Annotated in this window: 20 protein-coding genes; 6 read left to right on the forward strand and 14 right to left on the reverse strand. The window is 58.9% G+C overall.

Annotation, left to right across the window (positions count from 1 at the left end):
- Positions 1 to 34: 34 nt before the first annotated feature.
- The 4 genes from JKL45_RS05690 to JKL45_RS05705 form a co-directional block, all read right to left on the reverse strand.
- Entirely contained in the window at positions 35 to 1,357 is a 1,323-nt protein-coding gene (locus tag JKL45_RS05690) for a restriction endonuclease subunit S (protein WP_201860150.1), read from the reverse strand.
- Positions 1,354 to 2,823 carry a class I SAM-dependent DNA methyltransferase gene (locus tag JKL45_RS05695; protein ID WP_201860151.1) on the reverse strand — a complete coding sequence of 490 codons (1,470 nt, stop codon included), beginning with the start codon at positions 2,821 to 2,823 and terminating at the stop codon, positions 1,354 to 1,356. The genes JKL45_RS05690 and JKL45_RS05695 overlap by 4 nt, the downstream gene beginning before the upstream one ends.
- The gene (gene hsdR / locus JKL45_RS05700) at positions 2,823 to 6,203 is read right to left on the reverse strand and encodes a type I restriction-modification system endonuclease (RefSeq protein WP_201860152.1); all 3,381 of its coding nucleotides are present in this window, start codon (positions 6,201 to 6,203) and stop codon (positions 2,823 to 2,825) included. Before hsdR ends, JKL45_RS05695 begins: the two co-directional genes overlap by 1 nt.
- A gap of 168 nt (positions 6,204 to 6,371) precedes the next feature.
- Positions 6,372 to 6,863: a Ros/MucR family transcriptional regulator gene (locus JKL45_RS05705; protein ID WP_201860153.1), complete on the reverse strand. Its 492-nt coding sequence runs from the start codon at positions 6,861 to 6,863 to the stop codon at positions 6,372 to 6,374.
- Positions 6,864 to 7,502: 639 nt separating this feature from the next.
- On the opposite strand from JKL45_RS05705, the gene JKL45_RS05710 reads away from it, so the two are divergent.
- Both JKL45_RS05710 and JKL45_RS05715 read left to right on the forward strand, forming a co-directional pair.
- Positions 7,503 to 8,381, forward strand: coding sequence for a hypothetical protein (locus JKL45_RS05710; protein WP_201860154.1), 879 nt, complete (start codon positions 7,503 to 7,505; stop codon positions 8,379 to 8,381).
- Between the two features lie 128 nt (positions 8,382 to 8,509).
- The gene (locus tag JKL45_RS05715; RefSeq protein WP_201860155.1) at positions 8,510 to 8,941 is read left to right on the forward strand and encodes a hypothetical protein; all 432 of its coding nucleotides are present in this window, start codon (positions 8,510 to 8,512) and stop codon (positions 8,939 to 8,941) included.
- A 58-nt stretch (positions 8,942 to 8,999) separates the two neighbouring features.
- Here the strand turns inward: JKL45_RS05715 and JKL45_RS05720 are convergent, their stop codons facing one another.
- Positions 9,000 to 9,722 (reverse strand): tetratricopeptide repeat protein, encoded by a 723-nt coding sequence (locus JKL45_RS05720; RefSeq protein ID WP_201860156.1) that lies wholly within the window; start codon positions 9,720 to 9,722, stop codon positions 9,000 to 9,002.
- 994 nt (positions 9,723 to 10,716) lie between these two features.
- Here JKL45_RS05720 and JKL45_RS05725 point away from each other — a divergent pair.
- Positions 10,717 to 11,226: an endonuclease domain-containing protein gene (locus JKL45_RS05725; RefSeq protein ID WP_201860157.1), complete on the forward strand. Its 510-nt coding sequence runs from the start codon at positions 10,717 to 10,719 to the stop codon at positions 11,224 to 11,226.
- Between the two features lie 21 nt (positions 11,227 to 11,247).
- Here JKL45_RS05725 and JKL45_RS05730 read toward each other — a convergent pair whose 3' ends face one another.
- The gene (locus JKL45_RS05730) at positions 11,248 to 11,856 is read right to left on the reverse strand and encodes a recombinase family protein (protein ID WP_201860158.1); all 609 of its coding nucleotides are present in this window, start codon (positions 11,854 to 11,856) and stop codon (positions 11,248 to 11,250) included.
- Positions 11,857 to 12,068: 212 nt separating this feature from the next.
- Between JKL45_RS05730 and JKL45_RS05735 the strand changes: the two genes are divergently transcribed.
- Positions 12,069 to 13,433: a hypothetical protein gene (locus JKL45_RS05735; RefSeq protein WP_201860159.1), complete on the forward strand. Its 1,365-nt coding sequence runs from the start codon at positions 12,069 to 12,071 to the stop codon at positions 13,431 to 13,433.
- Between the two features lie 254 nt (positions 13,434 to 13,687).
- Here JKL45_RS05735 and JKL45_RS05740 read toward each other — a convergent pair whose 3' ends face one another.
- Positions 13,688 to 14,557, reverse strand: a complete 870-nt coding sequence (locus JKL45_RS05740; RefSeq protein WP_246498330.1) for a DUF4131 domain-containing protein — start codon at positions 14,555 to 14,557, stop codon at positions 13,688 to 13,690.
- Positions 14,558 to 14,749: 192 nt separating this feature from the next.
- Between JKL45_RS05740 and gltX the strand changes: the two genes are divergently transcribed.
- Positions 14,750 to 16,177: a glutamate--tRNA ligase gene (gene gltX, locus JKL45_RS05745; protein WP_201860161.1), complete on the forward strand. Its 1,428-nt coding sequence runs from the start codon at positions 14,750 to 14,752 to the stop codon at positions 16,175 to 16,177.
- A 165-nt stretch (positions 16,178 to 16,342) separates the two neighbouring features.
- On the forward strand, positions 16,343 to 17,635 hold the full coding sequence (gene gltA / locus JKL45_RS05750; RefSeq protein WP_201860162.1) for a citrate synthase: 1,293 nt from the start codon (positions 16,343 to 16,345) through the stop codon (positions 17,633 to 17,635).
- Between the two features lie 71 nt (positions 17,636 to 17,706).
- On the opposite strand, the gene lpxB is transcribed toward gltA, so the two are convergent.
- The 7 genes from lpxB to rseP form a co-directional block, all read right to left on the reverse strand.
- Positions 17,707 to 18,879 carry a lipid-A-disaccharide synthase gene (gene lpxB / locus JKL45_RS05755; RefSeq protein WP_201860163.1) on the reverse strand — a complete coding sequence of 391 codons (1,173 nt, stop codon included), beginning with the start codon at positions 18,877 to 18,879 and terminating at the stop codon, positions 17,707 to 17,709.
- A complete protein-coding gene (locus JKL45_RS05760; RefSeq protein WP_246498331.1) occupies positions 18,872 to 19,738 on the reverse strand; it encodes an LpxI family protein in 867 nt (288 codons plus the stop codon). Before JKL45_RS05760 ends, lpxB begins: the two co-directional genes overlap by 8 nt.
- On the reverse strand, positions 19,735 to 20,547 hold the full coding sequence (lpxA, locus tag JKL45_RS05765) for an acyl-ACP--UDP-N-acetylglucosamine O-acyltransferase (RefSeq protein WP_376771007.1): 813 nt from the start codon (positions 20,545 to 20,547) through the stop codon (positions 19,735 to 19,737). The genes JKL45_RS05760 and lpxA overlap by 4 nt, the downstream gene beginning before the upstream one ends.
- Entirely contained in the window at positions 20,544 to 21,008 is a 465-nt protein-coding gene (gene fabZ, locus JKL45_RS05770; protein ID WP_036353784.1) for a 3-hydroxyacyl-ACP dehydratase FabZ, read from the reverse strand. The genes lpxA and fabZ overlap by 4 nt, the downstream gene beginning before the upstream one ends.
- Positions 21,009 to 21,048: 40 nt before the next feature.
- Positions 21,049 to 22,113: a UDP-3-O-(3-hydroxymyristoyl)glucosamine N-acyltransferase gene (gene lpxD / locus JKL45_RS05775; protein WP_201860165.1), complete on the reverse strand. Its 1,065-nt coding sequence runs from the start codon at positions 22,111 to 22,113 to the stop codon at positions 21,049 to 21,051.
- Between the two features lie 38 nt (positions 22,114 to 22,151).
- On the reverse strand, positions 22,152 to 24,446 hold the full coding sequence (gene bamA / locus JKL45_RS05780; protein WP_201860166.1) for an outer membrane protein assembly factor BamA: 2,295 nt from the start codon (positions 24,444 to 24,446) through the stop codon (positions 22,152 to 22,154).
- Positions 24,447 to 24,613: 167 nt separating this feature from the next.
- Positions 24,614 to 25,777, reverse strand: a complete 1,164-nt coding sequence (gene rseP, locus JKL45_RS05785) for an RIP metalloprotease RseP (protein WP_201860167.1) — start codon at positions 25,775 to 25,777, stop codon at positions 24,614 to 24,616.
- Positions 25,778 to 25,794 lie beyond the last annotated feature (17 nt).

A 25,794-nucleotide genomic window follows, 5' to 3' on the forward strand; every position in this document is an offset into this window, starting at 1 on the left:
ACCCTTGGTTAGTCGCCTGTTCCGTGGCTGTGCGTTAGTTCGCAGCTTTGCGACCCCGCCTGCGCCCCTTGCCGTCTCCAGCAGATTGTTCTGTCCTGATCCTCTCCAACAAGACGCTTGCCGGTTCATCATTCGGATCTTGCGGCACAAGCTCGCCTCGAAAGGCTTTTGAAAGGATCGCCTGATCGAGATGGTCGATCAGCTTACGCGCGCTGGTGGCTTCGGAGGCGAGGCGGTCGATCCATGCGAAGGCACTATGGATACGTCGGACGAGGCTCTTCTGCTCCGATAAGTCTGGAAAATAGAGTGTAGCAAGCTGGATATCAGCGGCTCGAAGATGGGGCTGCGCCGATCCTCGTGCGTTGGAGCCTGCCCATCCAAGGAAAAGTGGCGAGCGAAGAGCCCACATTAGATAATGAGGATCTGCCGCAACTTTGGGTCTCACAATGATCATCGCTGAGTTGATACGGACTACATCGAAGGGAACCGTATCATCGTAGATAGCACAATTGCCAAGGGTTCCCCTGATTGTTAGGACGATATCCCCGCGAGAGAGTGTGCCGCCTCTCAGTGATTGATGCTTCTCTTTTGTTATGTAACTTGTATCGGAAAAGTCAAAGAATCCTTGTCGAACATTCCTTGTTCCAAGAAACAGACAGTATCCGGCTGGCAGTTGCTCGTCATCACTCGGATAATTCTGACTTCTATCACCATTAAGTAGGTCAACTACATCGCCAAAGGTGACAGACTGCCCGTCCTGAGACGGGTCAAAAACACGCGCCAAGATAGCTTGTTTGTATTTCTCCACCAGCCTCGCTACGTGATCGAGATGATCACGGGCGCGCTTCGATTTTGTCGAAAGACTATCGATCTTCACGACGATGCGGCGCTGTTCATCTGGCGGGGCCAAAGGTACTTCGAGACTAGACAGGATCGAGGCGTTCGCGCCCGGTTGAGCCGTGCCCTTCGAGACAACCTGTATTTGAGACCAGTAGTCCGGAGATTGCAGAAATGCGCTAAGGTACTCCGGATTGATACCACCGCTCGTTCTCACTCGGATCAGGTACGAAGCGAACACTGCACGCTCTGGCACGGCGCGAATTAGAAAGCTCTTGCCTGTCGTTGCACCAGTTCGGGCGATAACAATGTCACTATCTTGTAAGAAGAACTTTGGTGACGCTCCCTCGCGACAATGCGGAACAGTCGTCCAATCTACCTGCCCCTCTTGGATGTCGGTGATGCGAAGAAGCTTTGGCCCAACCGGGTCCGGTGTTGCTGAGGCGGTGTATCCGTAAGAGATGTCCTCAGCCAAGCTGCCCAAAGTGGTCAGTTCCCAATTCGTCGGAACGCTTATCATTCCGCCGCCTCCGGAAGGATTGTGCCCTCTTCCTCGCCTTCCAACTCGTCCGATAGCGCCTCAATATCTTCCAGCGCCGCCTTCAGGTGGCCGATAATGGCAGCGGCGATGTCCTCCGGCTCCGACAGGCTCTCCTCAGCATCAGCCTCGGTGTCTCGGAGCCATGAAATGTCAAGATTGTCATTGCGCGCAGCGATCTGCTCTCGCGTAAAGCAGCGGAACCGCCCTGCCTCTCCTTGATCCTGACGCACTGCGTTTCCGAGTGGGTTATCCCCGAAGCAAGCCTCGAAGTTAGCAAAATCAGCGACCGTCAGCGGTCGAGTCTTGCCGAAGGCTGGCATGTTGTTCCGCATATCATAGACCCAGACGGCCTTGGTGTTGGCCTTGTCGGTCTTACCACGGGACAGGAATAGCACATTCGTCTTCACGCCCTGCGCGTAGAAGATGCCGGTGGGAAGGCGCAGGATCGTATGGAGGTCGCACAGTTCCATCATCCACGTTCGCAGCCGACGACCGGTGTTATCCTCGAACAGGACGTTATCGGGGAGCACCACTGCCGCCCGCCCTCCGGGCTTTAAGGCACGGACGATGTGCTCCACGAAAGCCAACTGCTTGTTGGACGTGTCGGCGGTAATCGAGAAGTCGCTGCGGGTCGGCCTGCCGCCGCCCTTCTTGGTGCCAAAGGGCGGATTGGTCAGGATTAGATCCGCTTTACCAAATGCCTCACCATCGGGAGAAAGGGTATCGACATGGGCAACACCGCCCTCGATGCCGTGGAGCATGAGGTTCATCATGCACAGGCGATGGGTATCGGTGACAAGCTCGCCCCCGGTGAAGGCATTGTTCCGCTGGAAGAAGGCTTGTGCCTGTGACAGCATGAAGAGGTCGTTGGTGTGATCCTTGATGTACCGGTCAGCCGCCACCAAGAAGCCACCCGTTCCTGCCGCCGGATCTTGGACCACCTCACCGGGCTGCGGCTTCATCACGCGAACGATGCAATCGATCAGGGGGCGAGGCGTGAAATATTGGCCTGCTCCGGACTTCTTCTCCGCCGCGTTCTTTTCCAGCAAGCCCTCGTAGAGGTTGCCGAGCCCTTCCTCGCGTGCCGAGAACCAGTCCAGCTTGTCGATAGAGGTTGTGAGCGCCTTGAGGTTTGTCGGCTTGCGGAGCCGGGTCTGTGCGTCCGTGAAGATCGCCTGCACCAGCGAGTCTGTCGTCTTCTTGGCGTCACCCAGATCGAGCAGCATCCGCTTGTAGTAATCTAGCTGCTCCAATCCTTCCCGCTGCGCCAGTTCGCTCCAACGATAGCCATTGGGCAGGCGCTCCTCCCGTCCGGTCTCCGCTAGCATCTTCAGGAAGAGCAAATATGTTAATTCTGTTACATATTCATTGTAGGTGATGCCATCATCCCGCAAGACATGGCAGAGGGACCAGAGTTTCGCGACGATATCGTGGGTGGTTTCCATCAGGCGCTTCGCTTCCAAAGTTCTTCGTTAACATCTGCAAGGACCGCTTCGAGGTGGCCGTCAAACACCTTGTTCAGCCGGTTGAAGCCGCCGACATTTGTGAATGGATCGCGGTCGAGGGACTGCCGGTCTACAACGATTTCCTTACTAAGCTGCTCACCGATCCGCTTGAGCCAGAGCTTCTGCGGCTCGGTCCAAGGACGGCTGGCCATGATCCGGCGCATGGCGGCGCTCACCCGCTCCTCATAAGGGACGAGAGGATCACCCAATGCCGCTTGCCGCACGAAGCCGATGATCGAGGCAGCAATCTCCTCATTGGTCGCATCGCTCCACGCACGACGAAGGTGAGCCTCCGAGAAGCCCTGCTTGTCGAGTTCCTGCCGAAGCTCCCGCAATTGGGCACGGGTGAGGTCGCGGGGGCGTGTCACCACCACATTGAGAGCGGCAATCTTGTTGACATTGTTTTTGACGAAGGCCGTGAAGCTGTCGAGGAAGTCCTCCGGCTTCTTAGCCGAGCCATAGCCGCGTGTCGTCCGGATGTGCTCGTCGGCATGGTGAGAGATCGGGATATAGGTCGGAGTGGAGCCGTTGGACTGCCAATCGAGGATTGGACCAATGCCGAGGCGAGCCTTCGCCCATTCGGTAAGATCCGGTCCACCGGAGTTCTGAAGGCGCGTCAGCGTCTGTTCTGGGGTCTCACCCGCGACAGCCTCGAACTGCGCCTTCGCCTCGTCGGGGAGCTTCTTCAGGCGGCGGCGGAGCTTGACCGTCAATTGGTCGCGGATCGTGTCGCGCTGTGCCTCTGTTTGGGCCTGAGCGAGTTCATTGACCAATTGCTCGAAGCTGATCGACGGATTGACCACCACCGGCTTCATGTCGGTGAGGTTTTGAAGGTGGGGATAAAGGTCCACAGCATCGAAGATGCGGAAAACCTCTTTGCCAATATCCAGACATAACCGGGTCGCGCGCCCGATCATTTGCTCATAGAGAATGCGGCTGTTGACCCGGCGCAGGAACACGAGATTCGTGATCGAGGGCACATCAATGCCGGTCGTCAGCAGGTCCACAGTAACGGCAATCTTGGGGTTGGCATCATTGCGGAAGGACCGGATCAGGGCCTGAACCCGGTCTACGCTGCCGGTGATCTTCTTCACCGCCGCATCATCGATAGGGCCGTACCGGTCCTCGAACGCCTTTTTGACCTGCTTGACCACGATATCCGCGTGAGCGTCGGTGGCGGCAAAGATCAGGGTCTTCCCCGGCAGTTCCGGATCGATGTGCTTGGCCAACTCCTCGGCCACGACCCGATTGAACTCCTCGGTGATCACGGCCCGATTGAATTGCTCCACCTCGAACCGGATCTCGTCAGGGGCATGAGCGAGATCTACCTGACCCGTGGTCGTGTTGATGACCTCCAGTTCCTCATCTTTCTCGAACTCGATGCCGCTGCGGGAGAGGGCCGTTTCGATCCGGATGGGTGGTTCATGGTCGATGAGGAAGCCGTCAATCACCGCATCACGGTACGAATAGGTGAAGATCGGGTCGCCAAAGATCTGGGTCGTATGGAGGGCCGGTGTCGCCGTGAGGCCGATTTTGACAGCATCGAAATACTCCAGCACCCGCCGGTACTTGGAGATGTAATCCTCCTGCCCCCGGAAGGACAGTTCGGCGTCCGATAGCTCCCGGTCGAGCAGATAACCGCGATGGCATTCATCGATAACCATTAGATCATATTGGTCAATCGGCGGGGCTTCTGAGGCGTCGGCTTGATAGAGAACGCGACGGACAAGCCCTTGGATCGTGCAGATATGAACCTTGGTCTCAGCGTCCGGAAGCACATCGGCTAACCCTTTGAGGCCGAAGATCTCGGCAAAGGTTTTGCCCGACACGACCTTGGTGGTCGAGAACTCGCCTTCGGTCTGGTTGCCGAGGGCACTGCGGTCCACGACGAAGCAGATGCGCTGGAACCGCTTGGACGAGAGAAGCCGGTACAGGAGGGCAATCGCCAACTTCGTCTTGCCGGTGCCGGTCGCCATAGCAACCAACATGGCCCGTCGCTCTTCCTCAAGCTTCTGCTCTACAGCCTTGATGGCGTCACGCTGATAATCGCGAAGGGGGAAGCCGAAGTCGAAGGGCTGCGCCTTCAGAGCCTCAGTGGCAGCGTCCTCATCCACCTCCAATCGCTTGAGTAAGCCATCCGGAGTGGGCCAGTCCACGAGGGCACGCCTGTGGTTGGTTGGGCGGCGGGTGTCCCGAAACCAGATTCCGCTCTCGGTCTCGATCTGCTTCAGATAGGAGCGCCCGTTGGCGGCGAACACGAAGGGGACGGCATGCCCGTGCCACGGGCCACCTGCGAACTCCCCACCATCGACCGAGGTGAGGCCCTTGGCATATCGCTCGGCTTGATCAATTGCGGCGGAGATGTTCTTGCGCTGGCGCTTGGCCTCGACCACGCCGATCAGCTTCATTCCAACAAACAAGGCATAGTCCGCAGGGCCGTTCTTGGTCGGCCATTCGGCAATCGCCAGATTGCGGCCTTTGGCGGGGCGCACGCCTTCGTGATACCGAAGCTGCTTGGTGTCGGCTTCCCATCCCCGGTCCCGTAGCTGCTGATCGATCAGGGCGCGGGTCTCAGCCTCATCGAGATCAATCTTCTGTGCTGCCGCTTCGCTTCGCTCGACCAAGGAAGCAACTTCGGCCTTCGGAGCTTGTTCGGCCTGCGCCTGAACCTCCGCGAGCTTCGCGACGACCTCAGCCTTACTGGCCTCGGTCTCTTGAGCCAGCTTCTCCCAGAGGGCGCGTTCCTCGCTCTCGCGCTTCAGGCGTTCTTCCAGCGTCTCGCGCGCACGGGCCTCGTCCTCGGCAGCCCGTCTGGCCTGTTCAGCGGCGCTTTCCGTCTCGGCCATCTTCTGGCGCAGGAGCGCGATCTCAGCCCTGAGCGCGGCTCCGATGTTCTCCGGCTCCGGTGGGGGAGCGAACGTGCCGGGGCGGAAATCCGGCTGCTTGCCATAGGAGCGGTGAAACCAGACCCCAAGCTCACGGGCGAGCTTCAGAGCGGAAAGAGCTTCGGCATGGCTGCCCTTGGCTTCATGGACAGCAGCGTTTCCGAGCTTGCGAATGCGGTGGAAGAGATCGGCTACCTCGCGCGGGAGGATACGGTCATAGGAGAGGCGGCGAAGGACTTCCTCAAAGGTTTCGCGCTCACCGGAATAGGCAGCGTTACGGGCAGCGATCAGCTTCGAGAGAAGTTCGGCAAACTGGCGGATTTTGACGAGGGATGTGGAAGGATCATCGCGGAAGTAGCGTTCTGCCAGTCCACCGAGGCTGACGAGGTTGGCATCATGACCACCCAGAAAGCCAAAATTCGTGCTCGTGACCATTGCCCCTCAGCCACCCCATATTGGTAGTGACAACGTAGCGATTAGAGCGGGGCTATGCAACAAATCTCAGCAGACTGGCTCTGGGCTGGTGACATGACCGCCGAGGACTACCTGCCAAAAAAGAAGGCCGCTCGAATAGCAGCCTTCTAAACCTTCGTGACAGATGCCTTAAGCAGCCTTCTTCCGTCCGCGCTTGGCTGGAGCCTTCGCAGGGGCAGCTTTCACAGTATCATTGGCAGCGGCTTTGGCCTGAGCCGCTTTTGAACGTTGCTGACCAAGGCCCATGCTCTTCGCAAGTTCTGAGCGCCTTTGAGCGTAGGCGGGAGCAACCATAGGGTAATCGCGTGGCAGCCCCCACTTTTCCCGGTAAGCCTCTGGTGTCAGCCCCAACTTACCGAGGTGCCGCTTGAGCGACTTGTACTGCTTCCCGTCCTCCAAGCTGATCAAGTAGTCCGGCGTGACAGATTTCTTCACAGAGACGGCAGGAAGAGGCTTCGCTTCCTCCTGCTTCGCCGCCGGTTGGCCGATGTTCTGGAGGGCAGCGTGAACATTCCCGATGAGGCTCGGAAGTTCAGAGGCTGGTACGGAGTTGTTGGTCACAAAGGCTGACACGATGTCAGCCGCAAGCTCGATGTAGTTTGCTGTTGTCTCGTTGGACATTCAAGATCCCATTGGATGAGGTGTCTAAAAGGTGCAGCCTCATCTGCGCGCATTTTTACTAACTGAAAGATAGTGAACCGCAGCTATACGCACGATCTAAGAAGTTCAAGTGGTGAATGTCGATTCCCAACTCCCATGGCAGATCGGTATTGGGAAGGGCGAACCCATAAAGATGATTAGCTCATCTCAATGAAGGGCAGCAGAGATGGTGTTTCCCGCTAGGTGAGCCAGCTTTTGGTGTAAGTGGCGGTCCTATGACTCAGAATAACGAGCGATATTCGTAATACTGATTCATAATATACATCAAATGAGAAGTTATACTTTACAAATGCTCTTTTATATGAAACAATGAATCATCATCAATATTGACGGGGATTGCTCTTGGATCTTAGTCCGGAAATGAAACCGCGCGCATTCAACGGTTGGGCTCTCAGCATCCTCATCTCCTACGACGAAATCCATCCCGGTATTCTCCGATTTGCTATGGCCGCAGGCCCCCTGCGCCGACAAGCGACCTTTCTCGTGCTCTCGTCCTGCCATCATGAGGGGCCGGAGGGCATCGCAAGCCGTCTCGGCTCCCTTATCCCTCATGCTGGAACTGCTGATGCCGACCCGCGAGCGCGGGTCGCTCAGGTGCTCATGACCCGCCAGATTCGAGTGCGCGATCTCGTTCGTGTCGCCTATGGACCGTTGGAGGGGCTGGTCGGAGTTCTTGGCCGCTTGGGCACTAGCCCTCTGCATCCGGCTACCTACCGCACCATCGTCAGCATACTCTCTCAGCCTGAGCACCGTGTTCGCGCCAAGATTCTCCGGCAGATGGATAAGGTGGCTCCCTCTATGCCTGCGGTTCTGTTGGCGCTGAAGCCTCCCTTTGTTCTTACCAATCTTGTCGAGGGTCTGCGCTCGGTTGAGCAAGTGGCAGACTTCAAGACGACCATCGACTTGATCCTGAGCCTTGTGCCGCAGGTGACGGAACTCGAACTGGCCAAGAGCCTCGCTGATGTCAAACCCGAAAAGTTGGACGATTGGGCTATGCGGTGGTTGGATAAGGCCGGACTCTTTCCTGTCTCTCCGCCGATCTGCGATAACGGAGATTTCGCCGTCCTTGGCTCGGCACAAGCGATGCAGGAGGCGGCGGCGCGCTTTAACAACTGCTTGGCGACTAAGATCCGGTTCTGTGTGGTCGGTCGGCAAGCCTACGTAGAGTACCTACCGGAACCCGCCATCATTGAAGTCCTGAGCCTCAGCCCGAACCATTGGCTTCTGACCGGCATCTACGGCCCCAACAACCGTCCTATCGATACTGCCACCGCTCACACGATCCACCGGAAGCTCGAAGCTGCTGGTATCTTGAGCCCCGCGCGGGTGGCGCAGGCCAAGCCTTACAACGCTGTGGCGCGGCTCCTCGGCATTAGCCAGTTCGATGGACTGGAGCTTGATGTGCTTGAGGAGGACGCAGGGCCTGACGATTTGCAGGCCATCGTGAACGAGGTGGCCAGAGAACTCCACGCCGCGTGAGCCTCATCATGCGCGCGTTTCTGAACCAAGCAGTGGTGGCAGGGTGGAAGCTGTTCGAGCCGGGGCTTGATACAATCCTTTCCTCCCCACGGACGCTTCGGCTCGCGATCATCCTTGGAAGCCTCCTAATGATCGTGAAGTGGCCCGTGCTCGCCGTGGGGGTCCTGTGGATCTCAGTCGTCTGGGCAATTCCGCTGATGCTGTCGGATCGACGCGAACTCGTCCGTCTCCGTTCCGTATGCCAAAGCGCGGGGGCTGAGGCCGGAACTCTGCGGAATGTCCTGATCGCCGCGCAGGAACAGATCGCGCGTTTGGAGCAGGAGCTACAGGAAGCCAAGGAGCACCAAGGAAGGGAGAGCAAGGGCCATCGCGTGTTTCGGCGGGTTGGGTTGGACACGGCGGCACCAAGGTTCGTAATCGATGCGGCGCGCAAGGAGTTTAGGCGTCGGTTGCACCCAGATCTCCACCCGGTTCACCGGAAGTTGGAAGCAGAGCGCCGCTTCAAGGAGGCTGAAGCGGTGTTCGATGAAATCTGGCGAGTGCGCGGCTTCTCAAACTAAGGAGGTTAGCAGCAGGGTGTCCTTAACAAGGCTCAACACTCCTTAACAAGGCTCAACACTACGCATCTTCCCCTTCGGGCTCTACCCTATGCTTCTCCTCAGCCTCTGTCTCCCGTTCCTCCATTACTCGCTCCTCCTCTTCGCGGAGGGCACGAAGCTCCGCCAAAAATTCAGCCATTTCTGGATCTGGATTGCAGCCCTCACCGTCGCGGAAGCAACGTTCTAAGTGTCCTATTGTGATCGGACTTAATTCTCCAGATGCTTTCATTAGGTACTCAAAAGCTCTCTGCGGGTTCTTTGGGACACCATAGCCATTTAGGTAAATCACTCCGAGATTATTGTTTGCTGCCCAAAGACCCTGTTCGGCTGCTCGCTCGAACCAAAACTTCGCAGCGCGCCAATTAAGTCCTAACTTGTCTGGGAAGAGATCTTTATTCTTCTCTGTGTTGTGGTGGAAGGATAGACGCATACCGACCAAATTTTGATGTTCAGGATCGCCGTCAATTGCACGCTTCCAAGAGTCAAGAGCGTTGGCGCTTCCGCAATCGGTGTACCCGATTGCTGTGCTAGGTTTGATGCCTGTTTGCCCACCTTGTGGGAGAGCCACCTTCAAGAAGGCGATCTCATAAACTCCGACAACAGATTCGCGGATATATATAGGTGCAGTGTCATCAATCTTAAGCGACCCTTCAACACCAAGTCGAATTGGATATCCTGAGTTAAGTCGTGTTCCATTGAGGACGGTCAGCGTGTCGTCAATCTTCACAGATTGAAGTTTCAACGGCTCCCATCCGTCCTTGGCCCAAATGGGTGTGCTGATCTGTTGTGCTACTATTCCAAGAGGTCGGGGCTGATAATTATAATATTGTGAGTTGTCAGTGCAGGGATGCTTTGGCCAAGGCGGACCAAGCTGATCGAAGAAGACACGCCCATCGTATGGCGAACGATAAAAGAAGACGACCGCTCCACAAACAGGGCATCTCGCGTTCGGGTTTACATAACTCTGTAATGTCGCTGTCTGTCGAGACCAAGATCGTACTGTTGGAGTTGGGGGCTGCCAGCCTCTACCGCCACCTCCAGTATCGCCTCCCCAACCGCAAGTACAATCTATTCGGTGGTTCCAAGCATTGCAGCCCAATTCCACCTCCGAATAACAACGAAGTCACGGACATATTGAGGATTTTCGAGCACGAAGTGTCAATAGGGCGGCCTCGATTGCCTCCTTTATTGCCGCCCTCGGTCGTACCGGGTCCAAGCAAGGATCACTTTAGCAGAGACGTGTCTGAGAATTGCGGTGTCACATACGGCTTATTCGTTGCCTTGATTTATACTTATAATATTACAATGATCGGTGTGACAGGCAGTAGGCTCCACTCGCATGATATCCGCTTGGGCAGGAGCCTGTCTTTGGGATCGCGTGTCGGGCATCCTTGTACCCAAGGCAGTAGTCGCCTGATGTGTGATAGCCGCTCGGACAGGAGCCGACCTTTGGCAAGGCTGGTCTAGGATTCTGAGAATATGACACGCAGGCTCCGCCGCTGCTGTGATAGCCAGAGGGGCAAGTTCCAACCTTCGGGACTGCTTGAGCTAAGGCAGCCGGAGATGTGGCGAGCCAAACAGCAAGCCAAAGTTCAGTTTTACCTACCCTCATAACTTTCTCGTGTGCTGTCCCCCAGAATGAGAAGAGGAACATAAGCTATCTAGGGATAAATTCTGTTGAAGACTAAGCCAGACTATGATCCTCTTCAAGGATGTTAGTTCGGAACTGAAGCGTCATGCGAAAGAGAAAACGACAACGGCAAAACCCACGACCTAGCACCTTTAGCGGGATTGTCCTTCCGGGTGTCGTTGGAGAGGCAGGTTGGAGTACGCTCGGATATAATGAGAGCACGATCAGACGCTTTGCACGCACAAACAGGCGCAATCCGACATCTGCTGAGCGGCATCTACACCGGATTCTAAATGATCTAAACGGGGGCGTTCTGCGAGGGAGCTTCAAAGTTCAGCACCCTATCAGTGGCAAGTGGATCGTTGACTTCTTCTTTCCAGAGATCCGCTTGGCCATCGAAGTGGACGGCAGCGTACACCAGCTAGAAGCTCAGAAGGTGCGGGACGCAGAGAAGGATCGCGATTGCGAGCGTTTCGACATCACTTTGATTAGAGTTCGAAATGCCGAGATCTTTGGAGAAAGAGAAATGCTCATTTCCAAGCTACGAGCGGCTTGGGTCAAAGCGAAACGACGGGAGAACAGGATAATTGGAAAGCCGTATGTGCCTCAAGCATAGGCTGCTCGAACTACGTCAATGTCACTGCGGTGCAGAAAGATTGAGGCTCGTTACACCCTCACTCAGGATACGGTAGACGGACGCTCTTCCAATCTTGAGGCGCTTTGCGATCTCAGTGGCTCCAAGCTGCTCGACCTCGTGCAGACGCCGAACTTCGTTTGCGTCGATGGTCGCAGGCCGTCCCTGATAGGTTCGCTCGTGCTTAGGTTTTGCCCGGTCAGCAGCCTTTTTCGCCGCAATGCCGTCAAGCTGGCGCTCACGACGAAGGCGGGTCTCAAATTCGGAGAATGCCATTAACAAGTTGAGGAAGAGGTCGGAGGTGGGGGTGCCGTCGAGAACGACCCCGGCCTGATCAATGGCGCGGAACCGAACACCCTTTGATTTCCACTCGCTGATAATCCGTTGGAAATCTGCTACCGACCGGGCACAGCGGTCGATGCGGGTGCAGATCACCTCGTCGCCGTCACGAACAAACTGCATGAGAGCCTGAAATTCGGAGCGTCCATCAAGGGTCGTACCACTCCGCTTCTCTGCGAAAATCCGTTCGGCTCCGGCTTCTTCCAGCTTTGCGAGTTGCACTTCGAGGCTTTGATCGTCCGAACTTACTCTCGCATAGCCGATTACAGCCATTCGCGCTCCAACTGTCTCGTATGGTTCTTAGAGAACAGTAATGATATGTCTCGAAATTGTCAAGCTTACCCTAATAAGACGCATGAGGCATGCGGGAAATGTCTCGTAAGTTCTGTACTGTCTGGGTAAACCCATTCAAAGCATCTTGCGAACACAATGGATCTGGGCACAGTCGCTTCCGGTTAGCGTCCCAACAACCAAGGTTTCTCCAGATGCGTGTTTTGCGTCATTCCCATTCGTTGCTTCGGAGTGAGCAGTTTGGAGCGTTTGTACGGGATGCAACAAAGAAAGGCTGGACCGCTCTTACCGAAGTGATCGGTGATCGGTTGAGCAGCGCGCTCAGCACGGACCAAACGTTTCGCCAGTTGAAGCCTCGCGAGGCGAGTCCCTACGACCCTGTAGAGAGGGTCGCCAGTGAGATCTTTATCTTCCCCGATGGCTTTGCGATCTGTGAGCTTGTCCGACGCCGCACAAGGACAGGCGCTTTAGGCGGGATATTATCAGGCGGAACGGCGGGAGATGGCGGTCATGCCATAAATGTCTCCGTATTGGCACAAAGCATCGATACTTGTGATCGGCTCCTGTGCGAGATCGCAAATCAATTTAGTGAGTTGGGGGGAACACTTTTCCCCATGACTTACGATCATGCGGATCGTCCCTTCATCAAGAAGGCACGAGGCGAATTTATCAACTTTGTAAGAGGTCTGAAAGAGACGGCAGAATTCGAAGAGCCTGAGTTTGATGATCCAGACCGCGAATTCGCCGTACTAATGGCGAACCCACCCTTGAGGGACTTCGCGCACCGTTTCGCACAACTCCGTCAGATGAACGACGCACAATTTACCTCAGAGATATCCTCTTTGCAGGCTGAGACTGACCTTGCTGCATTCTTACTCTCGAATGCCTTTATAGCACGGGAGGTAGTTATTGAATGCAAAGCGCAGAACCAGCGCCTCGGAACTTTTGGCGGCAACATCAGCGATCTCAATCAACTTAAAATTAGGTGCAGCATCTGTGGCAAGCACTATAAGGACGAAAGGGTATACTCCGCATACGCTCTGACAGAACGATTTAAGAGGCTGGTAAACTCAAGTTTATGGATGAACATATTGGTGACACACCATCTCCTTGAGCTTGGTATTCCCAAAGAATTCATAGTTTGGAACGTGAGATTTGGGGCTGACGAGATCGACCTCATCGCGTGGGTGGATGGTTTACCTTGGATCTTTGAATTGAAAGATGCGGAGTTCAGCTACAATCATGCTCACGCATTCAACCATCGAAGGCTGCTGATTAAACCCCGCGTTTCAATGATTGTTAGTACAAAGTCTGTCTCAGCAGATGCGAAGTCAGTTTTCACTGCCTCGCAGCAGAGGGGCTTAGGCTCTCTGGAAGCTTTGGATTTGGAACCACTTCCGATCATGATTGAAGGCGCAAGCAGATTGGCGGAGCAGTTGCGAGCGGCACTTCAAGCAGAAAGCGCCTCCAACGTTTTGTGGCATCTCCAACGAGGAATGGATGGCTTAGATAATTTTGTCGCACAAATCGTCGGAGCGAAATTCCTTCGCTTTGAATAGATCCAATTTTGAAACGGTGGCCAGCAAACGTCACCTCTATCCGTAAGGGTGAAGTTGGAGCCATGACGTAACTGACCCGTTCAGAGGGACCGACGCATCATTTCATCTGCCAACCGAGACAGAGGAAGGCTCGTGTCGCTTTCTGCTTCTTCATACCCGCACGATGTCGCAATGAAATAACAATTGTTAGAAAGTTTGCCGGATTGTGAAATGCCACACTCTAAAATTGTGAGTCCTGTCACTGCTCCCCTATCTCATCCAATTGTTGGTGAAATCGGCAAACATAGTACGATGTGATAGATTCCGGCTCCACGCAGAATGTCGTTCGTCGTCTCGGGAATGAGTCCCCGCTTGCCGGTCACCAGGGCTGCCCCGACACCACCGGCCGCGCCGCCGATGGACGTTGCGATGCGATGTGTGAGCGCGTTGCGGGCTTCGTCCACTTGAGCTGCCAGCTGCAGTGACCAATCCGGAAGTCGCGGCGGATCGACCCGCCTCGCCTGTCCAACCATGGAGCCGACGGCGCCGATCCCTTTGTAATAGGCATCGCGGGCGAAGTCGTAGCCGCCGGGCCAGGCTGCCTCCGGTGGCGGCAGCAGGCGGGCGGTGCCGGTGACGAACTGCCCGGCCGTCAGCCCTGCTCCGGCACGCACGGAGACGCGCACGAGACGCGGACGCTCAGCCTCCGTGACGTCCTTCATCTGTACAATCCGAATGAGAAGCCTCTGCCCCTCCTCTCGGTCCTCCACCGCCTCGACGAATCCTGCAATGGTCGTGATGGTGATGCGTGTAAGAGCCGGCGCCTGGACATTCCGGGTGCGGATAACACCAGCCGAAAAGCCCGCGAACACGGCCGAGAGGGCGATCACGGCGATCAGCGCCGTCATGTTGCGGCGCAGGGCGATGCCTGCCGCACCACAGACGGCAAAAGCTCCCAAGGGCGCCCAAAGGGCTGGCGTGCCATCGGCCTGGAAGAACAGGAGAATGCCGATGCCGAAACACACGGGAATCCAAGGAAAGAGCCGGCGTTGCTCGATCTCGCAGGTGATGGCATTCGCCAGCCAGCTACGCCCGTCGAGGAGCTTCCACTGGATGCTGTCGTTCCATGACCGGGGCACAGCCATGACACGCGCTGAGCTGCGCGGGATCCGACTGGTCTTTCCTCGGTTGTCTTCCATCACGCCTTCGGCTTAACGCGGGTTCGGTTGCATGCTAGACGACCGCACGCTCCGCCCCAAGCCGCCCTGTGGATTGAGTCGGAAGGCTGCGGCAGCACGGCCGCACCATTCAAGTTTCTTCAGTCAAGGTTCCCCGCGATGACCGTCGTCACCCGCTTCGCCCCCTCTCCCACCGGCTTCCTTCATATCGGAGGGGGACGCACGGCCCTGTTCAACTGGCTCTATGCCAAGCGGCGCGGGGGCAAGATGCTGCTGCGCATTGAGGACACGGACCGGGAGCGCTCGACGGACGCAGCCATCGCGGCGATCCTGGACGGCCTGAAGTGGCTGGGCCTCGATTGGGACGGTGACGTGGTCTACCAGTTCTCCCGCGCCGCCCGTCACAAGGACGTGGCCGAGAGCCTGCTGGCCCAGGGCCGCGCCTATTACTGCTATGCCTCCCAGCAGGAACTGGAGGAGATGCGCGAGACCGCCCGCAAGGAGGGCCGGCCCCTGCGCTATGACGGTCGCTGGCGCGATCGGGATCCCTCTGAGGCCCCCAAGGACGTGAAGCCGGTCATCCGCCTGAAGGCACCCATTGAGGGCGAGACGGTGGTCGAGGATGAGGTTCAGGGCCGCGTGGTGTGGCAGAACAAGGATCTGGACGATCTCGTGCTCCTGCGCTCGGACGGCACGCCCACCTACATGCTCGCCGTCGTGGTGGACGATCACGATATGGACGTCACGCACGTCATCCGGGGCGACGATCATCTCACCAATGCGGCGCGCCAGACGCAGATCTATCAGGCGCTGGGTTGGGACGTGCCCAAGATGGCCCACGTTCCAATGATCCTCGGCCCTGACGGTGCCAAACTGTCCAAGCGCCATGGTGCCCTTGGCGTCGAAGCCTATCGCAGCATGGGCTATCTGCCAGAGGCCATGCGCAACTATCTCGTACGCCTCGGCTGGAGCCATGGCGACCAGGAGATCTTCTCTACCCAGGAGATGGTTGACGCCTTCGATCTCAAGAACATCGGGCGCTCCCCATCCCGTTTTGACTTCGCCAAGCTGGAAAACCTCAACGGGCACTATATGCGCCAGACGGGGGACGAGAACCTGGTGAAGTCTATCGAGGAGATCTTGCCGGAGCTTGGGGCTGAACGCGGGATTGGCGCGACCTTCTCCCCCAGCCTGCGCGATAAGATGATCGCCGCCATGCCGGGTTTGAAGGAGCGTGCCAAGAACCTCGTGGAGTTGCTCGACAGCGCCTACTACCTTTATGCCCAGCGACCGCTTCGTCTGGATGAAAAAGCCGCTACCCTGATTGCGGACGGGCGGGCTCGCCTTGAGGGTATCGCTGAAAAACTCGAGGCTGTTTCCGACTGGTCGGCCGAGAGCGTCGAGGCTGTCGTGCGCGAGCATGCGGAGGCTCTCGGAGCGAAGCTCGGGCAGGTGGCGCAGCCTCTTCGGGCGGCGCTGACCGGCCGGGCCACATCGCCAGGGTTGTTCGATGTCATGGCGGTTCTCGGCAAGGACGAAACCCTGTTGCGGCTGCGCGACCAGACCAAGAATGCGCCCGCTGCATAGCGGGCAAATCTCGCCTTTAGACGTGCTTGCCCCCTTCCTATGGATAAGCTACCGAAGGCGCCATAAACCGACCGGCAAACCCTGGTTTGGCAGCCCTGAGGGCCTACCCCGCACCCGCGGTCGCTCTAGGTTCTGCCCGGCCTCCTTTCGAAAGGGCCATGACGCATGAGTTCCAGCACCAGCACAGTCACAGTCGGCGACAAGTCCGTGGAGCTGCCGGTAAAAGAAGGCACCATCGGCCCGAGCGTCGTCGACATCTCCAAGCTTTATGGCCAGACCGGGATGTTCACCTACGACCCCGGCTTCACCTCCACGGCGGCCACCGAGTCCAAGATCACCTACATCGACGGCGACAAGGGCATCCTGCTCTATCGCGGCTACCCGATCGACCAGCTGGCCGAGCACGGTGACTTCCTCGAGACCTGCTATCTGCTTCTCTATGGAGAGCTGCCGACCGCTGCCCAGAAGGCCGACTTCGACTATCGTGTCACGCGCCACACCATGGTGCACGACCAGATGAACCGGTTCTTCACCGGCTTCCGGCGCGATGCGCACCCGATGGCGATCATGGTCGCCTGCGTCGGTGCCCTCTCGGCCTTCTATCACGACTCCACGGACATCTCGGATCCCCACCAGCGCATGATCGCGTCCATGCGCATGATCGCCAAGATGCCGACGCTCGCCGCCATGGCCTACAAGTACTCCATCGGCCAGCCGTTCGTGTATCCGCAGAACGATCTGGATTACACGTCCAACTTCCTGAAGATGTGCTTCGCGGTCCCGGCCGAAGAGTACAAAGTCAACCCGGTGCTCTCGCGGGCCCTGGACCGGATCTTCATCCTGCACGCCGATCACGAGCAGAACGCCTCGACTTCGACCGTACGCCTTGCCGGCTCGTCGGGTGCAAACCCGTTCGCCTGCATCGCGGCCGGCATCGCCTGCCTGTGGGGACCCGCCCACGGCGGCGCGAACGAAGCGGCCCTGAAGATGCTGGAGGAGATCGGCACGCCTGATCGTATTCCGGAATACATCGCCAAGGCGAAGGACAAGAACGATCCGTTCCGCCTCATGGGCTTCGGCCACCGGGTCTACAAGAACTACGACCCGCGCGCACGCATCATGCAGAAGACCACCCACGAGGTGCTCAACGAGCTCGGCATCAAGGACGATCCGCTCCTCGACGTGGCCGTGGAGCTCGAGCAGATCGCCCTCAAGGACGAGTACTTCGTCGAGAAGAAGCTCTACCCGAACATCGATTTCTATTCGGGCATCACCCTCAAGGCGATGGGCTTCCCGACCTCCATGTTCACGGTGCTGTTCGCGCTGGCCCGCACGGTCGGCTGGATCGCCCAATGGAGCGAGATGATCGAAGACCCGTCCCAGCGCATCGGCCGTCCGCGCCAGCTCTACACGGGCTCGCCGGAGCGCGACTACGTGACGGTCGCCCAGCGCGGGTAAGAGCGTCCGAGACAATGAACAGAAAAGGGGCCGAAAGGCCCCTTTTTTTATGTCAGTTGGCAAGGGGCAGCTCAGATGCGAGCGGACAACACCTCTTCCACGATACGTGCCGCCCGTTCGCTCGGGACCTCGTCCCCAATCTTCATGAGAGTGTCGAGCTTGCCGAAGGCGTCGATCTGCCGTTGACGCTCCGGGGTGTCGCTGAGGAGCGGCAGGAGTGCCTCGGCCAGCTTCTCCGGCGTGCAGTCCCATTGGATCAGTTCCGGGATGACGTTCTCGCCGAGCACCAGGTTCGTGAGCACGATGGAAGGCGCCTTGATCAGGTACTTCAGCACTTCCTCGATTTTTGAGACCCGGTAGGCCACCACCATGGGAACACCCGAGAGTCCCAGTTCCAGGGTGACGGTCCCGGAAGCGGCGAGCGCGGCATCGGCCTGTCGGAAAGCAGCCCATTTAGCCGTCTCGCCCTCTACGATCCGAGGCTTCACGCTCCAGTTCTCTGCCCGCGTTCTGATCTCGTCCGCCACATGGGAAACCGCCGGGATCGTCACCTCGAAAGGACGCGTCGAGCGCTCCTTGAGAAGCGCCAGGGCGGCGCCGAACGGCTCCATCAGCCGGCTCACCTCCGAGCGGCGGCTGCCGGGCAGGACGAGCAGGTTGATCGGCTGACCCTCGACGCGCTGCCTCTCGCCGGGTGCAGGCCTGATCTCGTCCAGACGCTCGATGAGCGGGTGACCGACATAGGTGGTCGGCGGGCCGCCGAGGCGTCGATGCGCCTCAGGCTCGAAAGGCAGCAAGGCCAAAAGGTGATCGACATAGGCGCGCATTTTCACAGCGCGCCCCGGACGCCACGCCCAGACGGAGGGGCTTACGTAATCGACAATGGGGATGTCCGAGGCACGCTGGCGCACGGCTTTGGCGACACGGTGTGTAAAATCCGGACTGTCGATGATCACCAGCATGTCGGGCTTTGCCGCCACCACCGCATCGACCGTCATTCGAATGCGCTTCAGAATGGCAGGCAGCCGAGCGATCACGGCGGAGAAGCCCATGACGGCAATCTCCTCCAGAGGGAAGAGAGAGTTCAGTCCCTCTTGCCTCATGGCGTGACCGCCGACGCCGCCGAAGCGCAAACGCTCTGCTCCAAGCCGCGCCTTCAGGGAGCGCATCAGCTTAGCCCCAAGCTGGTCGCCCGATTCCTCGCCCGACACGATCCAGACCGTCAGCGGCTTGACTTCAGCCAAGAGGCTTCTCCATCCAAGGCAGATCGACGGCAATGAGGAAGAGGCCGAGGCGGTCGGCCGTGCGGAGCGTTTCCTCCTGCTCCAGCACGAAGGTGGAACCCGCTCCAATGGCGATGCCGGCGAGGCCCGCCTTGGCAGCCTCGACCACGGTTCTCGGGCCGATGGTCGGCATATCGACCCGCAGGTCCTGACCGCGCTTGGCAGCCTTGATCAGCACTCCGCCTTCCTCGCGGCGGCGAAGGCCGAACCAAGACTGACGAAGGCCTCTTACCCGGCGGATCATGCGGTCGGTGCCTTCGGGCCCCTCGATAGCCAGAACATGCCTGCGGTCGACGACAGCTCCCTGGCCGATATCGAAATCTGACAGGGAGGCGAGAAGCTCCAGCCCGAAGGCAATGGCCTCATGATCGTCGGCTCCCGGCTGCTGCGCACCTGTGAGCGTACGGGATGCGACAAGATCGGGGGCAAGCTCATGGGCGCCGATGACCCGGTGTCCCCGCTCCTCCAGGAGCATCACGGCACCGCGCAGTACCTGATCATCCCCGCGGGCAATCACCTCCCTCACCTCGTGCATATTGCGAAGCAGGGAATAAGCGCTCAGCAGGGCTGAAAACCCGGGACGGCGAACGGCCCCAACGAGGGAGACGGCCTGTGGCCGCCAGCCCTCGAGCGTGCTCATGATCGTCTTGAGATCGAGAAGATCGACTCTGGCGTGGGCGCGGCGTTGCAGCTCGGCCTCCGCAAAGCCGCGAAAGGCCAGAATCCGGACGTCCTGCCCCGTCCGCTCCAGATGACCCAAGAGCTGGATGGGAAGCTGCCCGGCCCCGGCGAGAATTGCGATGGGGCCTTGGGGCATCATCCGGCTGTGCTGACGGGATCCCGCGGCGTGCAGATCGCCCTGTCGCCACCGGCACGGATGAAGTCCAGGATTTCATGCACGAAGGGGTGGCTTTCGAACTCGCCCGCCACGTCCTCGACGCGCTCGGACAGCGTGCCTTCATCCGCGAAGAGAAGCCGGTAGGCGCGTCGGATCTCGTGGATCTGCTCGCGGGTGAAGCCGCGGCGGCGCAGGCCGATGATGTTGAGGCCGGCGAGGTGCGCCCGGTTGCCCATGGCCATGCCATAGGGGATCAGGTCGTTCTCCAGGCCCGACATGCCTCCCACGAAAGCGTGGGATCCGACGCGGGCGAACTGGATCACCGCGGCTGCACCGCCGAAGATCACGAAATTGCCGACTGTGACGTGGCCAGCCAGCATGACGTTGTTGGACAGGATGCAGTCGTTTCCAACCTTCGTGTCGTGACCCACATGGGAGCCGGCCAGGCAGGCGCAGCGATCGCCGATCACCGTGCGAAGGCCGCCGCCCTCGGTGCCGGGATTCATGGTCACGCCTTCGCGGATCATGCAGTCGGCGCCGATCTCGAGGGTCGAGGCTTCGCCCTTGTACTTCAGATCCTGCGGAATATGGCCGATGGAGGCGAACGGAAAGATCCGAGTCCGGGGGCCGATGGTGGTGCGCCCTGCCAGGGCAACATGGCTGATGAGCTGGCAGCCCTCGCCGAGCTCTACCTCAGGGCCTACGGTGCAGAAGGGGCCGATCTTCACACCCGGAGCGATCTTGGCCCCGTCTTCGACGACAGCAGTCGGATGAATCACCGTTTCCATCAGTCGTTCACCAGCATGGCGCTAACTTCGGCCTCGCAGACGAGAACACCGTCTACCTTCGCCTCGCCCTTGTACCACCACATGTTGCGCCGGTTGTTCAGCTTGCGCATGTGGAACTCGACCCGGTCGCCCGGCTCCACCGGCTTGCGGAACTTCACCTTGTCGATCGTCATGAAAAACACCTGCTTCGGCTTGGCCATCTGGGCCATCTTGGCCTTCACGCAGATGGCTCCCGCCGTCTGAGCCATCGCCTCGATCAGAAAGACGCCCGGGAAGATCGGACGCGAGGGGAAATGGCCCGTGAATTGTGGCTCATTGAAGGTGACGTTCTTGATGCCGATGCACGAATTGTCGCCGTCGATCTCGATGATCTTGTCGACCAGGAGAAAGGGATACCGGTGCGGCAGAAGCTCCAGGATCTCCATGATATCGGCGGTTTGAAGCGTGGTGGGCGCTTCTGACATGACGGGAACTCCGAACGGTAGGGAATGTCTTCAGCAAATGTTATGAAGACGCATCGTCGTCTTTGGCGGAATCGCCCCCGGATGCAAGCTTTTTCAGCGCCGTGATCTCGCGGAACCACTCCCGCATGGGCCGCGCCGGAATGCCGCCCCAGCGGGCACCCGCCGGAACATCGCCGTTGACGCCGCTGGTGGCCGCGATCTGGGCGCCCATGCCGATCCTGACATGGCCCTTCACGGCCACTTGGCCGCCGATCGCCACGTAATCCTCGATCGTGGTGGAGCCGGCAATACCAACCTGGGCCACGATTACGCAGTGGCGGCCGATCACAACGTTATGGGCGATCTGAACCAGGTTATCGATCTTGGTGCCCTCGCCGATCACCGTATCGCGGCTCGCGCCCCGGTCGATTGTCGTATTCGCCCCGATCTCCACATCGTCCTGGATGATGACGCGTCCGACCTGCGGCACCTTCAGGTGGCCCTGCGGTCCCATGGCAAAGCCGAACCCATCCTGGCCAATCCTGACGCCAGGATGGAGGATGACCCGGTTCCCGAGATACGCGTGGGTAACGGTTACATTGGCGGCAATGGAACAGTCCCGTCCGATCTTGACGTTGGGGCCGATCACCGAATGGGCACCGATGAGGGTGCCGGCACCGATTTCCGCATGCGGCCCGACAACCGCACCAGGATCGACGCGCACACCATGCTCCAGCCTCGCAGAGGGATGGACGAAGGAGCCGGGAGAGATCCCAGTCGCAGCAAAGGCAGATTCCGGCCGCATGGCGGACGGAAACAGAACGGCCAGAACCTGAGCGAAAACCCGATAGGCCTGGGGAGTGACCAGAGTGACCGTGCCGGAAGGCACCTTGGAGGCATAGCGCGGCGTCACCAGACAGGCCGCGGCTTTGGTCGTCGTCAGGGCACTGACGTAGGCGGGATTGTCCATATAGGCGAGATCGCCAGGACCCGCGCTCTCAAGGGGAGCAACCCCACGAAGCAAAAACTCCCCGTCGGTGCCGTCGGGGAGCGCTACATGGGCCATCTCCGCCACCTGACGCAGATTCAACGTCTGGCTTTGCGGGAAGAAGTTTGATTCAGCCATGAAGAATAAGTGAGGGCGCCGTTTGGCGCCCTCCCCGATTAGAAGCGCGTACCACCCGTGAACCGGAAGGCCTGGGTGCGGTCGCCGCCAACGCGAGTGCCGTCCTCAAGGAGTTCACCCTCTTCCTTGGTGAGTGCGAACGCATAGTCGAAGCGGATCGGGCCAAGCGGCGAGGTCCACAGGATCGAGGCGCCAACCGACGAGCGCAGCTTGCTGCTGTCGAACACGTCAATAGACTCACCGTCGAACGTGACCGGACCGTCATAACCGAAAAGCGTACCCGCATCAGCGAAGACAGCACCTCTCAAGCCCAACTCACGCGGCAGAACGGGAATTGGGAACTGCACTTCGAGCGAGCCACCGAAGTAAGTGGTGCCGCCCAGGGCATTTGCCTTGCTGTCAGCGGTCGAGATGTCACGCGGACCGATGCCGTTCGGCGCGAAACCGCGCACGAGGGATGGGCCCATGAAGAATTGGTCGATGATGCGCAGATCACCACCTTCTCCGCCATTGTCGCCGAAGCCCATGATGTGACCGCCCTGAACGCGGGCGATACCGATTACGTCTTCAAAGAACTCACGGTAGTAGCGAGCATCAGCCGTCACGCGGAAGTAGTGGGAGTCACCACCAAGACCGGCAAAGTCCGTCTTGACCTCGCCATAGAAGCCATTGCGGGGGTTACGGGTGCTGTCGAGTGTATTGTAGTTGAAGGTCAGACCCGCCAGGGAGGTGATCGTCTCACCCTGTGCATCCTTGATTGCGAGAGACGCCTCACCGTTCGTTTCACAGTTGAAAGGAGTCGTGACGCCTGGGATTGGGAACGAGCAGTCGTTGTACGGCTGGTCCGCGTCGTTCGGGATCGTCACTTCCTGCTGATACAGCGAGTAACGGGCCGTGATCGTGAACTCTTCCGTGAACGGAAGGCCCAAGCGCAGCGTACCGCCGGTCATGCGGTTTTCGTAGCGGGAGTACCGGGTCTGGTCGCTGAACTTCGAGTACAGGTCGATACCGGCCGACATCCGATAGCCCAGGAAATACGGCTCGGTGAAGGAGAAGTCGACACCGTGGGCGCGCTGGCCGAGCTGCCCGGCAAGGCGCACGAACTGGCCGCGACCCAGGAAGTTGGTCTCGGTCACGGAGACTTCACCGATGAAGCCGTCGGCCGTCGAGTAGCCGCCCGAGATCGAGAAGGCGCCGGTGGACTGATCTTCCACATCCACGTTCACGACCACACGGTCGGCCGAGGAGCCGGGCTCGTTGGAGACACGAACCTGCTTGAAGTAGCCGAGGTTGTTCAGACGACGCTCGGCGCGGTCGATCAGCACCTGGTTGTAGGCATCGCCCTCACCAAGTTCGAATTCGCGGCGAATGACGTAGTCGCGGGTGCGGCTGTTGCCGCGCACGTTGATGCGCTCGATGTAGATCCGCGGCGCTTCCTCGACCACATAGGTCAGATTGATCGTGCGGGTCGAAGGATCGCGGGCACCCACAGGGCGCGCGAGGGCAAACGGATTGCCCTGACGGGCAACGTTGGCGGTGAGGTTCTGTACCGACTTCTCGACGGCCTCGGCGTTGTAGACCGAGCCCTCCGAGGTCGAAATGCCCCTGCGCAGCGCCTCGGGATCAACCCCGGGAAGACGGGGATCGACGCTCACGCTGCCGACCCGGTACTGCTCGCCCTCTTCGACCGCGATGGTGATGACGTAGCCGCCACCATTGGCATCGAACGAAACATCGCTGGAGATGATGCGGAAGTCCGCATAGCCATTCTTCAGGTAATAGCGACGGATCAGCTCCAGATCATTGGCGATGCGAGCCGGATCATAGACGTCGGTGCTCTTGAGGAAGCTCAGGAGATTTGTTTCGGTCGTCAGCATGACGCCGCGCAGGCGGCTCGACGAAACCTGGTTGTTGCCGACGAACCGGATTTCCTTCACGCCGGTCTTGTCACCCTCGACGACCGTGTAGACCACGTCCACAGTGCCGTTGGGGAGGTCGACCACTCGCGGTGTAACCTGGGCGAGACCCCGGCCGGACTGCTGGTAAACTTCAAGGATACGGCTGACGTCGGCGTCCACAGCGGCCTGGTTGTAGGGAGCACGGGCACGGGCCTGGAGTTGATCCTGGAACGCCGCGCTCTCGATCTTCTTGTTCCCCTCGATCACCACGCGGTTGACGATGGGACCCTGTGAGGCCGAAGCACGGCGACTCCTTGGGGCCACCTGCTGAGCGAAGGCGCTCTCCGCGGCAGTAATTCCGGCCATCAGCGCGCTGATTGCGATAACGGCGGTGGTGGCCGGCTTCTTCCGGCGAGGCGTGGTCGTCGACATCATCAACTGGCCCGTTCTTTGTCTTTATATCCCTAGCGAGGGTGTCCCCGCAGGCTGGAGACGTGTGCCCCCAACCTTATCCATGTGAAGCGCTTGTACAAACTTTCGCCGCTATTGCAAACGGCGCGTCCACAACAGAGTAGCGATTTTTATCCTGCGTGGCGTCCTTGTCACGATCCCGGGCTCATAAAACTGGTGCCAAGGTGAACAAGATCATTCCAAGTGGCGAAAAGCATGAGCATCGCCACCAGGGCAAACCCGATTCTGAAGCCGATTTCCTGGGCTTTTTCGCTCAGAGGACGACCGCGCACGGCCTCAATGGCATAGAACATCAGGTGGCCGCCATCCAGCAGGGGAATGGGGAAAAGGTTAATGAGGCCGATGGAAACCGACATGAAGCCGATCAGGCTGACAAGGCTGTAGACCCCGCCGATGTCGAAGGCGGTTCCGGACGCCCGGGCGATTCCGATGGGGCCCGAGAGCTGATCGGCCGATTCCACCCCCATCACCAGGCGGCGGATGAAGTTGAGGGTGCGCTCGACGAGATTCCAGGTCTCGACCACCGCAGCTTTCAGGGCTCCCCAGGGAGAATAGGTCAAGCGCTTGATCGCCGAAGGATCCCGCGAGACCTCAACGCCCAGCAGACCGATCCGCTGCTTGCCGAAAGGGCTGGTTCTTTCGACGAAGTTCGGTGTTGCCGTAAGGGCAACCGTTTGTCCGCTGCGCTCCACAGTAAACGCGAGCGGCTCACCTGCGCTTGAACTCACGATGAGCTGCATGTCGGCAAAGGTCTCTATGATCCTGCCATCGACGGTCAGAATCAGGTCCTTCGGCTGAAAGCCCGCCTTCTCGGCCGCGCTGCCGGGCTGAACCGCCTCGATCCGGGGCTCCAGAACCGCCCGCCCATTAAAGTAGTTGAACCCGGCGAAGATCGCGATGGCCAGGATGAAGTTCGCAATCGGCCCTGCCGCCACAATAGCAGCCCGCTTGGCGACATTCTGGTGAGGGAAGCTGATGGCGCGCTGCTCGACTGGCATCTGATCGAGCTGGCCCTGGTCCGGCACGCTGGCGGCGTTAAGATCGCCGACGAACTTCACGTACCCTCCAAGGGGGATGGCGCAGAGCTTCCACCGCGTCCCCTTCTTGTCCGTCCAGCCAACCAATTCGGGTCCGAACCCAATGGAGAAGGCCGTCACGCCGACGCCGCATAGGCGCCCGACCCAGAAATGGCCGAACTCATGGATGAAAACGACCACCGTGAGCACGACGAGAAAAGCGATCAGGGTCAGGAACAGGGAGCCCGTCGCACCGCCGATCATCGAGAGAAAGTCCATCTGTGTTCCTTTCGCGC

Origin of the sequence: Microvirga soli (assembly GCF_016734765.1) — a bacterium.
Lineage (GTDB): Bacteria > Pseudomonadota > Alphaproteobacteria > Rhizobiales > Beijerinckiaceae > Microvirga > Microvirga soli.

Excerpts from the sequence above, each read along its gene's own strand:
- JKL45_RS05715 (WP_201860155.1), top strand. The coding sequence starts at position 8,510 with ATGATCGTGAAGTGGCCCGTGCTCGCCGTGGGGGTCCTGTGGATCTCA.
- JKL45_RS05710 (WP_201860154.1), top strand. The coding sequence starts at position 7,503 with ATGACCCGCCAGATTCGAGTGCGCGATCTCGTTCGTGTCGCCTATGGA.
- lpxD (WP_201860165.1), bottom strand. The coding sequence starts at position 22,113 with ATGGCTGAATCAAACTTCTTCCCGCAAAGCCAGACGTTGAATCTGCGT.
- JKL45_RS05725 (WP_201860157.1), top strand. The coding sequence starts at position 10,717 with ATGCGAAAGAGAAAACGACAACGGCAAAACCCACGACCTAGCACCTTT.
- JKL45_RS05760 (WP_246498331.1), bottom strand. The coding sequence starts at position 19,738 with ATGATGCCCCAAGGCCCCATCGCAATTCTCGCCGGGGCCGGGCAGCTT.
- JKL45_RS05705 (WP_201860153.1), bottom strand. The coding sequence starts at position 6,863 with ATGTCCAACGAGACAACAGCAAACTACATCGAGCTTGCGGCTGACATC.
- JKL45_RS05690 (WP_201860150.1), bottom strand. The coding sequence starts at position 1,357 with ATGATAAGCGTTCCGACGAATTGGGAACTGACCACTTTGGGCAGCTTG.
- JKL45_RS05730 (WP_201860158.1), bottom strand. The coding sequence starts at position 11,856 with ATGGCTGTAATCGGCTATGCGAGAGTAAGTTCGGACGATCAAAGCCTC.
- JKL45_RS05695 (WP_201860151.1), bottom strand. The coding sequence starts at position 2,823 with ATGGAAACCACCCACGATATCGTCGCGAAACTCTGGTCCCTCTGCCAT.
- gltA (WP_201860162.1), top strand. The coding sequence starts at position 16,343 with ATGAGTTCCAGCACCAGCACAGTCACAGTCGGCGACAAGTCCGTGGAG.
- hsdR (WP_201860152.1), bottom strand. The coding sequence starts at position 6,203 with ATGGTCACGAGCACGAATTTTGGCTTTCTGGGTGGTCATGATGCCAAC.
- gltX (WP_201860161.1), top strand. The coding sequence starts at position 14,750 with ATGACCGTCGTCACCCGCTTCGCCCCCTCTCCCACCGGCTTCCTTCAT.
- rseP (WP_201860167.1), bottom strand. The coding sequence starts at position 25,777 with ATGGACTTTCTCTCGATGATCGGCGGTGCGACGGGCTCCCTGTTCCTG.
- bamA (WP_201860166.1), bottom strand. The coding sequence starts at position 24,446 with ATGATGTCGACGACCACGCCTCGCCGGAAGAAGCCGGCCACCACCGCC.
- JKL45_RS05735 (WP_201860159.1), top strand. The coding sequence starts at position 12,069 with ATGCGTGTTTTGCGTCATTCCCATTCGTTGCTTCGGAGTGAGCAGTTT.
- fabZ (WP_036353784.1), bottom strand. The coding sequence starts at position 21,008 with ATGTCAGAAGCGCCCACCACGCTTCAAACCGCCGATATCATGGAGATC.
- JKL45_RS05740 (WP_246498330.1), bottom strand. The coding sequence starts at position 14,557 with ATGGCTGTGCCCCGGTCATGGAACGACAGCATCCAGTGGAAGCTCCTC.